The 13543-nt window shown below is 70.5% G+C and carries 13 protein-coding genes; 1 reads left to right on the plus strand and 12 read right to left on the minus strand.

Annotated features, from left to right (window positions below; all coding sequences use genetic code 11):
* Positions 1 to 11 precede the first annotated feature (11 nt).
* The 12 genes from ACZ58V_RS40675 to ACZ58V_RS40730 all read right to left on the minus strand — a co-directional run bounded on the left by ACZ58V_RS40675 (position 12) and on the right by ACZ58V_RS40730 (position 11211).
* A complete protein-coding gene (locus ACZ58V_RS40675; RefSeq protein WP_471296363.1) occupies positions 12 to 404 on the minus strand; it encodes a DUF2267 domain-containing protein in 393 nt (130 codons plus the stop codon).
* Positions 405 to 425: 21 nt separating this feature from the next.
* A complete protein-coding gene (locus ACZ58V_RS40680) occupies positions 426 to 716 on the minus strand; it encodes a hypothetical protein (RefSeq protein ID WP_471296366.1) in 291 nt (96 codons plus the stop codon).
* Positions 717 to 1091: 375 nt separating this feature from the next.
* Positions 1092 to 1589: an Hsp20/alpha crystallin family protein gene (locus ACZ58V_RS40685; RefSeq protein ID WP_471296368.1), complete on the minus strand. Its 498-nt coding sequence runs from the start codon at positions 1587 to 1589 to the stop codon at positions 1092 to 1094.
* Positions 1590 to 1635: 46 nt separating this feature from the next.
* Positions 1636 to 3417 (minus strand): FAD-dependent oxidoreductase, encoded by a 1782-nt coding sequence (locus ACZ58V_RS40690; protein WP_471296370.1) that lies wholly within the window; start codon positions 3415 to 3417, stop codon positions 1636 to 1638.
* Positions 3417 to 3680, minus strand: coding sequence for a UBP-type zinc finger domain-containing protein (locus ACZ58V_RS40695; protein ID WP_184907154.1), 264 nt, complete (start codon positions 3678 to 3680; stop codon positions 3417 to 3419). Before ACZ58V_RS40695 ends, ACZ58V_RS40690 begins: the two co-directional genes overlap by 1 nt.
* A gap of 6 nt (positions 3681 to 3686) precedes the next feature.
* The gene (gene trxA, locus ACZ58V_RS40700) at positions 3687 to 4145 is read right to left on the minus strand and encodes a thioredoxin (protein ID WP_471296372.1); all 459 of its coding nucleotides are present in this window, start codon (positions 4143 to 4145) and stop codon (positions 3687 to 3689) included.
* Entirely contained in the window at positions 4142 to 6781 is a 2640-nt protein-coding gene (gene clpB, locus ACZ58V_RS40705; RefSeq protein WP_471296375.1) for an ATP-dependent chaperone ClpB, read from the minus strand. The genes trxA and clpB overlap by 4 nt, the downstream gene beginning before the upstream one ends.
* Entirely contained in the window at positions 6772 to 7179 is a 408-nt protein-coding gene (locus ACZ58V_RS40710; RefSeq protein WP_399900707.1) for a chaperone modulator CbpM, read from the minus strand. The genes clpB and ACZ58V_RS40710 overlap by 10 nt, the downstream gene beginning before the upstream one ends.
* Positions 7179 to 8126, minus strand: a complete 948-nt coding sequence (locus ACZ58V_RS40715) for a DnaJ C-terminal domain-containing protein (protein ID WP_471296378.1) — start codon at positions 8124 to 8126, stop codon at positions 7179 to 7181. The genes ACZ58V_RS40710 and ACZ58V_RS40715 overlap by 1 nt, the downstream gene beginning before the upstream one ends.
* A gap of 6 nt (positions 8127 to 8132) precedes the next feature.
* Entirely contained in the window at positions 8133 to 8750 is a 618-nt protein-coding gene (locus ACZ58V_RS40720) for a nucleotide exchange factor GrpE (RefSeq protein ID WP_468198409.1), read from the minus strand.
* Positions 8751 to 8759: 9 nt separating this feature from the next.
* Positions 8760 to 10670 (minus strand): molecular chaperone DnaK, encoded by a 1911-nt coding sequence (gene dnaK, locus ACZ58V_RS40725; RefSeq protein ID WP_471296380.1) that lies wholly within the window; start codon positions 10668 to 10670, stop codon positions 8760 to 8762.
* Positions 10671 to 10722: 52 nt separating this feature from the next.
* Positions 10723 to 11211, minus strand: a complete 489-nt coding sequence (locus ACZ58V_RS40730; protein WP_468198405.1) for a YflT domain-containing protein — start codon at positions 11209 to 11211, stop codon at positions 10723 to 10725.
* 231 nt (positions 11212 to 11442) lie between these two features.
* On the opposite strand from ACZ58V_RS40730, the gene ACZ58V_RS40735 reads away from it, so the two are divergent.
* A complete protein-coding gene (locus ACZ58V_RS40735) occupies positions 11443 to 13215 on the plus strand; it encodes a PucR family transcriptional regulator (protein ID WP_468198403.1) in 1773 nt (590 codons plus the stop codon).
* The last annotated feature ends 328 nt before the right edge of the window (positions 13216 to 13543 follow it).

Consider the following 13543-nt stretch of genomic DNA (forward strand, 5'->3'; position numbering starts at 1 on the left):
GCCTCACGGGTTCAGTCCGCGAGGTCGGCCTTGCCGAACAGGACCGCGTAACTGGAGGGGAGCTGACTGATGATCTGATTCAGTTCTCCGCCGGTGACAGCGTCGGCAACGGTGGACAGGACCGCGCTGGCGTCCCACTGCGCCGTACGCGGCCGGGCATGGGTGCGCTCGGCGACCCGGCGGTAGAACTCTTCGATGCCGAAGCTCTCCGCCCGCTGCGGCGTGGCATGGTGCAGGACCTGTCCCAGCGGGCCGGGCAGCTGGGACGCGAGGTCCTTGACCTCTCCCGGGCTGATCCGTTGGGCGAGCACTTCCAGCACGGCCTTGGTGACGTCCGCGGCTTCGTCCTGGTCCTTGTATTCGCCTTGCTCGCGTACGTGGGCGAGAAATCCGTCGTATTTCATCGCTGCCTCCTTCTGCCCCGGTCACCGCTGGTCATAGGGGTCGTCCGGTGCGCTGTCGGGCCGGCCGCGTCCGTCGGTCGGCGCGTAGCTGCCGTTAGCAAGGCTCTTGGCCCTGGACTCCCGCTCGGACTCACGCAGGGCACGGTGGAAGCGTCCGGGGCCCCAGGAACGGCCGTCCACGGCCTGGTCGAGTCGGTCGCGGCTCGTCGGGCCGGTTTCTCGGAGCGCGTGGGTGATCTGTTCGATCTCGTCGTCGAGGCGTTGTTCGGCCATGGCGGACGTACGGCTTGCCGTGCCCGCGGTGCCGGCCATCCCCGGCGAGTACATCCTGCTGCCCGGTCCGGTGCCCGGGCGGTAGCGGCGGGCTCCGGCGCGCTCCCGCTCCCGGCGGCGGGCGGTGCGGTCGGCGATCCGCAGGCCCCGCTCGTGCGCGACCTGCCGGACGTGGGCCGGGCGAAGGCGGTCTCGTGCGTCCTGTCGCGATCGGCACGGCCGTGGGCGGAATTCGGCTGCTGCGCGCCTGGCGCCTGCGGCGCCGAAAGGAAGCCGGTGGCGAGCCACATGCCGAGTCTCCGCCGCCGTGAGGGGTGGTGATACGGGACGTCATTCATGAGTCACCCCGGATGTCGGGCCTCGCCGGCCCGGCCGCGGTGCCGGACGGGTGTCCGGAACCGCGGCGTTCGCGTCTCAGCCGCTGCTCCCGGTGCTTTCACTCGTCTCGCTGATCTCGACGTGCCGGGGCTTTGCGACCTCGGCCTTGGGGACGGTGATGGTGAGCACCCCGTCCGACATCTGCGCATTGATCTTTTCGGTGTCGACCTCTCCGGGCAGCCGCAGCCGGTACTCGAAGGCTCCGGTGCGGCGGGTGCTCCGGCGCAGGACGCCTTTGCGTTCCTTCTCCTTGATCTCTCCGGTGACCACCAGCTCCTGGCCGTTCGCTTCGACGTCGACGTCCTTGCTCTTGACGCCGGGGAGTTCGATCTCGATGTGGAAGGCGTCGTCGGACTCCGTGACATCCGCCAGGGGTGTCCACGCGACTGCGGGCGCCGCGCCTCCCACCGTGGATTCGATCAGTCCGCTCATCTCGCTGAGCAGTTGGTCGAACTCCGTCAGCGGATTGCGTGCCCAGCCAACGGGCCTGTCCTGCATTGCGCCACCGCGGTGGCGCCTGACGGGCGTGGCCATTCCCATCGCCTCCTTCTCCTTCTCGTGATCTCGTCTCTCTTCGAAATCATCCGAGCCAAGCGGACTCCTTCGGACGGGTATGCGGGGAGCTGTCGGTGCCGCCGGGCGCGGCCGTTTGGCCCAGGTAGCGGTGCACGAAGTGGATGCTCATCGCGCCTTCGCCGACCGCGGAGGCCACGCGTTTCACCGAGCCGCTGCGGACGTCGCCGACGGCGAAGACGCCAGGCAGGCTGGTCTCCAACGTCAGGCAGTCGCGGCCCTGGCTCTGCCACAGTCCGGGGACGGAACAGGCCTGCGCCTCCGCCCCGGTGAGCACGAAGCCGCGCGCGTCGAGGGCGAGCGCGTCGGACAGCCACTCTGTGTGGGGCTCAGCGCCGGTGAAGACGAACAGGGCCCGCACCGCGAGCTGCTGATGCTCGCCCGTACGGTGGTCGACCACGGTGACCGCCTCCAGCACCTTGTCGCCGAGTGCCTCGGTCATCTCGGTGTGCAGCAGCACGCGCACCCGCGGGTGGCGCTCGACCTGATCGATCAGGTAGCGGGACATGTGCGCCTCGAGGCTCGGCCCACGGACGAGCAGATACACCTGCGGTGTGTAGCCGGCCAGGAAGAGCACGGCCTGGCCCGCGGAGTTGCCGCCGCCGACGACGGCCACCGGGTCGGTGCGGCACTGCTGGGCCTCGTAGACGGTCGCCGAGTAGTGGACGCTCGTTCCCTCCAGGCGTTCGATGCCGGGCACGTGGAGGCGGCGGTAGCGGGCGCCGGTGGCCAGGACGACGGTGCGGGCGGTGATCTCGGTGCCGTCGGCGAACCCGACGGCGTAGTGGCCGTCCCGCGGTTCAAGGCGGGCCGCCTCCGCCGGGACGCTGATCCGGGCGCCGAACTTGTCGGCCTGGAGCACCGCGCGGTCGGTGAGTTCGGCGCCGGAGATGCCGGAGGGGAAGCCGAGCAGATTCTCGATGCGGGACGACGTCCCGGCCTGACCGCCGGTGGCCATCGCCTCGACCAGGGTCGTACCGAGACCCTCCGAGGCGGCGTTCACCGCGGCGGCGAGACCGGCGGGTCCGGAGCCGACGATCAGGAGATCACCGTGATGGTTTCCCGCAGGAAGCGAGGGCAGGCCCATGAGCCGGGCCAGTTCCGCGTTGCTGGGGTTGCGCAACAGAGTGGCGTCCCGCCAGATGACGAGCGGTGTCTCCTCCGGGCCGACGCCGAAGCGGCGCAGCAGCTCCTCGGCCTCCTCGTCCGTCTCGAGATCGATCCAGCGGTACGGCAGCCGGTTGCGGGCGGCGAACTCACGCAGCCGCCGGGTGTCGGGCGAATAGCGCGAGCCGACGATGCGGAAACCGGCGCCCTGCCCGACGAGCAGGGCACGGCGGCCGAGGCAGGCGCGCAGCACCAGATCGCCAAGGACGGAGTCCCGGGTCACCAGGTCACGCAGCTGATCCATGGACAGGGCGAGGACCTCACCGGGGTCCCTGACCGTAGCGGTGTAGAAGGCCACCTGCCCGTTCAGGAGGCCGAGCTCGCCGATGAAGCGGCCGGGGCCGTGCACACGCAGCAGACGTTCGTCGGGCGTGCCGTAGCCCTCGACGATGGCGACCGAGCCGCTGAGGACGACGTAGAACGTCTCGCACCGCTCCCCCTCTCGGATCAGCACATCGCCGGCGTCGACTTCGCGCCGCCGGCCACGCTGCGCCAGGCGGTCCATCTGGTCCTCCGGCAGGCGGGGATAGGCGCCGTAGATGTCGGCGGTCTCGAAGGGGACGCTCTCCTCCCCCTCGTCCGGCACCTGCGCTGCGCCTGGCCGCGTCTCGTCGCCGGACATCACACGAACGCCTCGTGGACGAAGCACCACCGCCAGTCCTCGCCGGGCTCCAGCGACGCCGCGATCGGATGGCCGTCGGCGGCGGCGTGACGGCGCGCGTGCCGGTTCGGCGAGGAATCGCAGCAGCCGACGTGGCCGCAGGTCAGGCAGAGCCTTAGGTGGACCCACGGGGAGCCGAGCAGCAGACACTCTTGACACCCTTCGGGGGTCAGTGGCTGGACCGGCCGGACGAGCGCGAGGTGGGGGTCGGTTCGTACGGTCATGGCTGATCACCCTTTCCCGGCCGGTTCGCGGCCCGCGATCGACTGCTCCACCCACCGCCGCAGGGCAGGGGCAGGTGCGGCACCCGCCTGCCGGGCGATGGTCTGCCCTTTGTCGAGTACCAACAGCGTCGGTACCGCCTGGACCTCGAACCGCTGCGCCAGGCGCGGGTTCTTGTCGATGTCGACCTTGACCAGCTTGATCTTTCCCGCGAGATCGGCGGCGACCTTCTCCAGCGCGGGGCTCACCATGCGGCAGGGGCCGCACCAGGTGGCCCACAGGTCGACGACGACGGGCACGGTGGCCTGCTCGACGACCTCGGTGAAGTCGTCGTCGCCCGCGTCGGCCATCCACGGCAGGGGCTGCTTGCAGTTGGCGCACCTGGGGCGGCCCTCGGCGGCCACGGGTATCCGGTTGGTGCGCCCGCAGTGCGGGCAGGTGACGTTGGTGGCTTGCACGGTACTCATGCCGCCCTCGCTCCCTTCACGTCCTCGGGCTGGTCGTAGGTGACCACCAGCTCTCCGTGCTGGGCGTCGACGCGGACCTTCGCGCCGTCCTGGACGTCGCCGCGCAGCAGGGCGCGCCCGACCAGCGTCTCGACCTCGTGGGAGATGTAACGCCGCAGCGGCCGGGCCCCGTACACCGGGTCGTAGCCCTGGTGGGCGATCAACTCTCTTGCTGCGTCGGTGAGTTCTACGGTGATGCGGCGTTCGGCGACCCGCTGCCGCAGCTCGTCGAACTGCAGCTCCACGATCCGCTCGATCTGCTGCTCACCGAGCGGCTTGAAGAGCACGATGTCGTCGACGCGGTTGAGGAACTCCGGGCGGAAGTGCCCGCGCAGCTCGCCCATCACCAGGGCGCGGGCGTCCGGCTTGATCTCACCCTCGGCGGTGGCGCCGTCGAGGAGGTGCTCGGAGCCGATGTTGGACGTCATGATGATCACGGTGTTGCGGAAGTCGACGGTGCGGCCCTGGGCGTCGGTGATGCGGCCGTCGTCGAGGATCTGCAGCAGGGTGTTGAAGACATCGGTGTGCGCCTTCTCGATCTCGTCGAACAGCACGACCGAGTACGGCTTGCGGCGTACGGCCTCGGTGAGCTGGCCGCCTTCCTCGTAGCCGACGTATCCGGGCGGTGCGCCCATGAGCCGGCTGACGGTGTGACGCTCCTGGTACTCACTCATGTCGAGGCGGACGATGTTCTCCTCGGAGTCGAACAGGGCCCGGGCGAGGGTCTTGGCCAGCTCGGTCTTCCCGACGCCGGTGGGGCCGAGGAAGATGAACGAGCCGATGGGGCGGCGAGGGTCGCGGATGCCGGAGCGGGCGCGGATGATGGCGTCGGCGACGAGCTTGACGGCCTCGTCCTGGCCGATGACGCGCTCGCGCAGGATCTCGTCGAGGCGCAGCAGCTTCTCGCGTTCGCCCTCCTGGAGGCGGGCGACGGGGACACCGGTCCAGGCGGCGACGATCTCGGCGATCTCCTCCTCCGTGACGACCTCGCGCAGCAGCCGGTTCTCCCCTTGCTTCGCGGCCAGTTGCTCCTCCTCTGCGGCGAGCCGGCGCTCCAGGTCCTGGAGGCGGCCGTAGCGGAGTTCGGCGGCGCGGTTGAGGTCGTAGGCGCGTTCGGCTTCCTCCGCCTCGTGGCGGACCTGCTCCAGTTCCTGGCGCAGTTCCTGCACGCGGCGGATGGCCTGCCGTTCGGCCTCCCACTGGGCGTGCTTGGCGTCGGCCTCGCCACGCAGGTCGGCCAGTTCCCTGCGCAGCTCCTCCAGGCGGGTTTTGCTGGCGGGGTCGGTCTCCTTGGAGAGGGCGGCCTCCTCGATCTCCAGGCGGGTGACGCGGCGGGTGATCTCGTCGAGTTCGGCGGGCATCGAGTCGATCTCGGTACGCAGCCGGGCGCACGCCTCGTCGACGAGGTCGATGGCCTTGTCGGGCAGGAACCGATCGGTGATGTAGCGGTGGCTGAGGGTGGCCGCGGATACCAGCGCGGTGTCCTGGATCTTCACGCCGTGGAAGATTTCCAGGCGTTCGCGCAGTCCGCGGAGGATGGAGATGGTGTCCTCCACGCTCGGCTCCTCGACCAGGACCTGCTGGAAGCGGCGTTCGAGGGCGGCGTCCTTCTCGATGTGCTTGCGGTACTCGTCGAGGGTGGTGGCACCGATCATGTGGAGTTCGCCGCGGGCGAGCATCGGCTTGAGCATGTTGCCCGCGTCCATGGCTCCTTCGGCGGCGCCCGCGCCTACGACGGTGTGGAGTTCGTCGACGAAGAGCAGGATGTGCCCCTGGGCTGCCTTCACCTCGGACAGCACGGCCTTGAGGCGTTCCTCGAACTCGCCCCGGTACTTTGCCCCGGCCACCAGGGAGCCCATGTCGAGTGCGAACACGGTCTTGTCGCGCAGTCCTTCGGGCACGTCGCCGCGGACGATGCGCTGGGCGAGGCCCTCGACGATGGCGGTCTTGCCGACGCCGGGGTCGCCGATGAGGACCGGGTTGTTCTTGGACTTGCGGCTGAGGATCTGAGTGACGCGGCGGATCTCGGCGTCCCGGCCGATGACCGGGTCGAGTTTGCCGTCCCTGGCCTCGGCGACCAGGTCGCGGCCGTACTTCTCCAGCGCCTCGTAGGCCACTTCGGGGTTTGCCGAGGTCACGCGCTGGTTGCCGCGGATCTGGGTCAGCGCGCTCAGGAACGAGTCCCGGGTGATGCCGTGCTCCTTGAGCAGCCGTCCGGCGGCGGTGGACGAGCCCTCCTCGGCCAGGGCCAGCAGGAGGTGCTCCACGGACACGTACTCGTCCTTGAGGCGTTTGGCCTCCCGCTCTGCCGCGTCCAGCAGCCGGGACAGGCGCTGGGTGACGAACACCTGGCCCGGCGCCGCGCCCGGGCCGGTCACCTTGGGCCGGCGGGAAAGCTCCTCACGCACAGCCGCACGGAGCTCTTCGGGCTCCCTGCCCGCCTGTTGCAGCAGCCGCGGGATCAGGCCGTCCTCCTGGTCGAGGAGCGCGAGCAGCAGATGCTCACCGTCGACCTCGGTCTGGCCCATGCGGACGGCGGCGGTCTGCGCCTCCTGGAGGGCTTCCTGTGACTTCTGGGTGAGACGGTTCATGTCCATGGGGGTGAGTCACTCCTCCTGCCGCGGTCGCGCAGTGCGGCTTCGAGCAGGCTGATGCGGTCGAGCAGGTCGAGCACCAGACCGATAGATGCGTAGTTGAGGCAGAGTCCGGAGCGCAGCCGCTGGACGCGGGCGAGGACCGCCGGGGCCGCGGGGTCGAACACGAGGTGCCCCGCGGCGTCGCGTTCGGCGTCGACCAGTCCGAGGGCGACGAACCGGCGGACCAGGTCGGGGTGGAGGCCCGAGCGGCGGGCCACGGTGTCCAGGGAAAGCCTGGGCACGGGGACGAGCGCGTACCGCACGGCTGTGGAGCCGGCGCTCGTCCGTACGGGACGCCCGCCCGCGTCGGCCCGGGCGGCCTGACCGCCGGTCGCCGCCCATGAGGGTCGGTCGCTCATCACGTCCTCCTGGGGTCGTACGAAGAGGTGGCGGCGAGCTCCTCGAACAGCTCGCGCTCCCGGTCGCCGAGGGCGGGCGGCACCATGACGCGGAGTTCGGCGTACAGGTCGCCGTTCGCGCCGCGCGGGTTCGGCATGCCCTCGCCGCGCAGTCGCAGCCGCCGGCCGCTGGAGGAGCCCGCGGGCACCGTGACCTTGGCCGTGCCGCCGCCGGGGGTGGGGACCGGCACGGTCGCACCCAGGGCCGCCTCCCAAGGAGTGACGGGGACCTGTACGTGGACGTCGCGGCCGTCCAGCCGGAACCGGGGGTGGGGCTGGATACGCACCCGCAGGTACAGGTCGCCCGCGGGGGCGTCACCACTGCCCCGGCCGCCCTCGCCCGCCAGGCGGATGCGCTGCCCATCGGTGACGCCGGGCGGTACGTCGACCTCGTACCGCCGCGGTTGCCCGGTGGGACCGGCGAGCGTGACGGTGCGGCGGCCGCCCCTGTAGGCCTCCTCGACGGTGAGCGGCAGCTCGGCCTCCTGGTCGGCCCCCGGTACACCGCCGGGGGCGGCGCCTGCTCCGAAGAGCGAGCCGAGCAGGTCCTCGATGTCGACGCCCTCCGCTGCGAAGTCGTCGCCGAAGCCGGTGTACCGGACGCGGGGGCCGCCCGCACCAGCGGTCCTCCGAGCGCGGAAGCCGCCGCCCGCTCCGGCCGCGACCCGTTCGTCAAAGTCCTCGGGGATCTTGCGGAAGTCCTCACCGAAGCGGTCGTAACGGGCCCGTGTCTTGGGGTCCGAAAGGACGCTGTATGCCTCGTTGAGGTCCTTGAAGCGTTCCTCCGCCCCCGGGTCCTTGTTGACGTCGGGGTGGTGCTTGCGGGCGAGTTGGCGATATGCCTGCTGGATCTCGTCCTGGCTCGCGGTCCGTGACACGCCCAGCACCTCGTAGAAGTCCCGTGCCATGACCGGTCACTCCCGCTTCGCGACAGTCACGGCGGCTGGCCTGAGCTGCCGTTCCCCGTCCCCGTAGCCCGGGCGCAGCACCTCGACGACCGTGCCCGGTGGGGCATCGGGATCCTGGACGACGCCGACCACCTCGTGCCGGGCCGGGTCGAAGGCGACGCCGGTTTCCGCGTGCCGCGGGTAGCCGAGCAGTTCGAGGACGTTCACCGCCTGGTCGCGGACCGCCCGGACGCCCTCGACGATCGCTCCGGGGTCGGATCCGGCATGGGTCAGGGCGAGTTCGAGGTTGTCCAGGACGGGCAGGAAGGCGGCGGCTGTGCGGGACCGCTCGGCTGTCCGCTCCCGCTCCAGTTCCCTGGCGTGGCGCTTGCGGAGGTTGTCGAGGTCGGCGAGCGCGCGCCGCCAGCGGTCCTCGAGTTCCTGGAGTTCGGCCGTGTGCTCGTGCTCGGACGGTGCGGGGCCGCCGGCCGCGTCGGGGCCGGGTTCCTCGCCCGTGTCAGGCCCCGTCCCGGCCGGCGGGCCCGAGCGCGGAAGATCCCCTCGGGGAGGGCGTACGGCGCCCTCTGGAGCCGGGTCGGCCGGGTCCGGCACGGCCGGGTCGGATTCCCTTGGGTGGATCGGCATGGCGGTACCTCAGTCCTTGTCGAACTCGGCATCGATGACGTCGTCGTCACCACCACCGCCGCTCGGGCCGCCGCCGGTCGCACCGTCCCCGGTGGTGTCCTGGTCGGGACCGCTCGTGGTGGCGCCACCCTGATGCGCCGCCAGCCCTGTCAGCACCTGCTGGAGTTCGGAGGTCAGGGGCCGCACCCGCTCCACGCCTGCCTCCTCCTTGACCGCAGCCCGGGCATCCGACACCAGCATCTCGGCGCGTGCCTTCTCGTGCGCGGGTGCGGCGTTGCCCAGCTCGGTGAGGCGCTTGTCGACCTGGTACGCGACGGCGTCGAGCTCGTTGCGGGCGTCGACGGCCTCGCGCAGGGCCTGGTCCTGGCCCTGGTTCCGCTCGGCCTCCTGGACCATGCGTTCGACCTCGCCACGGTCGAGGTTGGAGCTCTCGGTGATGGTGATGCCCTGTTCCTTGCCGGTGTCCTGGTCTCGCGCCTTGACGTTGAGAATGCCGTTGGCGTCGATGTCGAAGGTGACCTCGACCTGTGGTTCACCGCGCGGCGCCGGGCGGATGTCGGTGAGCTGGAAGCGGCCGAGCACCCGGTTGTCGGCGGCCCGTTCGCGCTCGCCCTGGAGGACGACGATGTCGACGGCGGGCTGGTTGTCCTCGGCGGTGGAGAAGGTCTCGGTGCGGCGCACGGGGATGGTGGTGTTCCGCTCGATGATCTTCGTCATCACGCCGCCGCGTGTCTCGACACCCAGTGACAGGGGCGTGACATCGAGCAGCAGGACGTCCTTGACCTCGCCTTTGAGCACCCCGGCCTGGATCGCGGCGCCCAGGGCCACGACCTCGTCGGGGTTGACGCTCATGTTGGGTTCCTTGCCGCCGGTCAGCCGGCGCACGAGGGCCTGGACGGCGGGGATGCGGGTGGAGCCGCCGACGAGGATGACCTCGTCGATGTCGCTCTCGCCGACCTTGGCGTCGGCCATGGCCTGCTGGACCGGTTCCAGGCACCGCTCCACCAGGTCGCTGGTGATCTGATCGAACGTGGACCGCATGACCGAGTCGGTGAGGTGCTTGGGGCCCGCGGCATCGGCGGTGATGAACGGCAGGCTGACCTGCGTCTGCGTCACCGAACTCAGCTCGGTCTTGGCCTTCTCCGCCGCTTCGAACAGGCGTTGCAGGGCCTGCGGATCCTTGCGCAGATCGATGCCGTTCTCCTTCTGGAAGTCGTCCGCGAGGTGATCCACCAGACGCCGGTCGAAGTCGTCACCGCCCAGGTGACTGTCGCCCGCCGTGGAACGCACCTCCACCACGCCGTCGCCCACGTCGAGGATGCTCACATCGAACGTGCCGCCGCCGAGGTCGAAGACCAGCACCGTCTCGTGCTGCTTCTTGTCCATGCCGTACGCGAGGGCGGCCGCGGTCGGCTCGTTGATGATCCGCAGCACCTCCAGTCCCGCGATCCGCCCGGCGTCCTTGGTGGCGGTGCGCTGGGCGTCGTTGAAGTAGGCGGGCACGGTGATGACCGCCTCCGTGACCCGTTCCCCGAGTTGCTTGGAGGCGTCGTCGGCGAGTTTGCGCAGCACCTGGGCGCTGATCTCCTCGGGCGCATGGAGCTTGTCGCGCACCTTGAAGCGGGCGACGCCGCCCGGGCCCTCGACGACGTCGTACGCCACCGCTCTGGCCTCGTCCGGGATCTCGTCGAAGTGCCGGCCGACGAACCGCTTGGCCGAGTAGATGGTGCCCTTGGGGTTGAGGATCGCCTGGCGCCGGGCCAGCTGGCCCACCAGCCGTTCCCCGGTGTCGGTGAAGGCCACCACGGACGGTGTCGTACGGTTGCCCTCGCTGTTGGGCACGACGGAAGCCTCGCCGCCCTCCCACACGGCGATCACCGAGTTCGTGGTGCCCAGGTCGATGCCCACTGCCTTGGCCATGAGGAACTCCTCCCGCTGCGGCGGCATGCGCCGCACCTGCGGATCCGATCGTTCAGGTATGGGCGGGACGTCCGCCGGCGCCGGCGGTCCGCAACCCGCCGAGCAGCCGTACGGCCTCGTCGGCGACCTCTTCGTCCACGACGACGTCGTATCGGCTGGGCTGCATCGAGCGGACGGAGGCGAAGTCCCGGCGGCCGCCCTGCAGGGCGTACAGCAGCAGGCCGAACAGCGCACCCACGATCGCTCCGAAAATCAGGCCGTAGAGGGCGACGAGCAGGGCGGAGACGAGCGGGTCCACCCAGTCGACCAGGCCGAAGAGCCAGCCGATCAGTGCCCCGGGGAGGGCCCCGCTCGCCGCTCCGTGCAGGGCGGCCCTGCCGTAGTCCATACGGCCGACGACCTGCTCGACGAGGCGGACGTCCTGCCCGATGATGGCCACCCGCTGCACGGGAAACCCCTGGTCCGAGAGGTGGTCGACGGCGCTTTCGGCTTCCTGGTACGTCTCGTACGTGGCAACGGGCCTACGAGGCTGCTCGCTCATCGCCCAGTCCTTCCTGCCCGTGTGCACGGCGGCCCCCGGCACGCCCCCAGATTCGCGAACCGAGCAGCTCTGCGCCTGCACCCGGCAGGTCAAAGAACAACGGAGCCCGTCCCCCCGCGAGCACGAGAGGGAGACATCTGGACATCTCGGGGTACCTTGTTCGGGGACGGCGTGGCGGAAGGGACGCGGACGCTGTCACCTCTCTGAGAACTCAGGGAAGGGAGTGATCCCATGGCCGGCCCCCGGCGACGGGGTGGGCACCGACGCTCTTCCGACCGGGGGGGCAAACTTCCGCCGGGCCATCTGGGGCAGCACCCCACGATCTCGCGGAGAGGGTCCCCCCCGCCCCTCTTCACCCTGGCATCCCACAAACTGCCGGCAGTCTCTCGCTCCCTGTTCGACACTCGGGACGAAAGCGAGATCCTGCGCCTGGCCATGGACCAGGTGTCGGCCGTCGGCCCGTACAGAGCCGAGGCCGGATACCTCAGGGTGGACGGCCATATGGTCCCGAGCCCGCAGGTCGGTCCGGGTCATGCGTCAGCCGTCGACCGGACGGTGCGAGAGCTGACGGGGCGCGACGTCCCCGTAACCGTTCCCGGCCGGTCCAGGGGCCGGGCCTTGGCCCTGCACGGACCCGGTGGACTCCACGGCTACCTTGTGGTGACGTCCCGCTCCCGGCCCACCGAGGCCCAGCACTTCCTGCTCGCCACGCTCGTACGCCTCACCGCCGCGGCCCTGTCCGTCGCCGTCGCGCACCGCCGCCGGCGCGAAGACGCCCTGGAGCTGCACCGACTGCGACGGGAACGGGCAACCCTCCAGCGGCGGCTGATCTCCCTCGCGGTCGAGCTGGGATATCGGCGGTCCGTGCACGAGGCCCTCGCCGAGGTCGCCGCCTCGGGCGGCGGCGAGGACGCCATCACCGGCGCGCTGCACGAGCTCACCGGATTTCCCGCGCTGGTGGAGGACCGCTTCGGCCGACTGCGGTCCTGGACCGGTCCCGGCCGGCCCGACCCCTATCCGGAACCGGACCCCGCACGCCATGAGGAGATGCTCCAGGGGGTCGCCCGCAGAGGCGGACCCGTGCGCATCAAGGACCGGCTGATCTCCCTGGTACGCCCCCGCGGTGAGGTCCTCGGAGTACTGGCCCTGGTCGTTCCCCAGGGCGACGCCGACGAGTACACCGTGTTCGCGCTGGAGCACGCCGCCACGTCACTCGCCCTGGAACTGGCGCACCTACGCCATCTGGCGGAGGTCGAGCTGCGACTGCGCCGCGAACTGGTCGACGATCTCCTGGGGGGCACGGACGACGCGAGCGCCTACGCCCGGTCCGAGGCGTTCGGACACGACCTGCACCGCATCCAGTACGTGGTCGTCGTGCAGTGGAGGAACCGGGCCGCGGACGACGCTTTCGCGCGGATCGTGGGCCGGGCGGCTTCGGCCGTGGGCATGCCGTCGCTGGTGACCCGGCGTTCCGACCACGTGGTCCTGGTCGCCGAGGGCAGGCCCCACGACCACGCCCTGTACGAGACGCTCGCCCTGGAGACCGGAACACCTGACGGGACGATCGGGGTGAGCGCCCGCTGCGACACCCCGGACGGTATCCCCGGCCGCTACCAGGAAGCACTGCGTGCCCTGGAGGTACGCCAACGGTCCCGACGGCGATACGGCACGACGTTCTTCGACGATCTGGGCCTCTACCGCATCCTGGGGCCTGGAAACGAATACCGGGAGCTGGAGGCGTTCGTACGGGAATGGCTCGGACAGCTCATCGACTACGACGGCCGGCACCGGACGGCGCTCGTGGACACCCTGTCCCGGTACTTCGACTGCGGCGGCAACTACGCCGATACCGCCGAATCGCTCGCGATTCACCGCAGCACGCTCCGCTACCGGCTCCAGCGCATCCGCGAGATCAGCGGCCATGACCTCACGAACGTGGAGGACCGCCTCAACCTGCAGGTCGCGACCCGGGTGTGGAAGATCATGCTGGGCGGACCGGGTTGAGGAGCCCACGGCGATGGGACCGACTCAGCTGCCCCTATCGCCGTGGTGAGCAGGCTGCACTCCGCCGAAGTGGCTCGTCAGGAATCCCACAGACCGCCGACAGCGGCTCGAAGGCGATGGCCTGCCGCACACACCGCGAGTGTCCTGCACAGAGCGGTTCCTCCGCGCCATGGAACTCGTAGCCTCGCCCGGCAGCAACCACCGATCGCCACCGACAGCGGCATGAACCTCGGAATCCCCTATCCCCGGGACCGATCGAACGCGGCGCGAGCCACCTGCATCGAGGTGATGCGCCAACACCTCTGAAAGGCTCGTGATCTTGGTGCCA

The sequence above is a fragment of the Streptomyces sp. NPDC040589 genome, assembly GCF_055594445.1.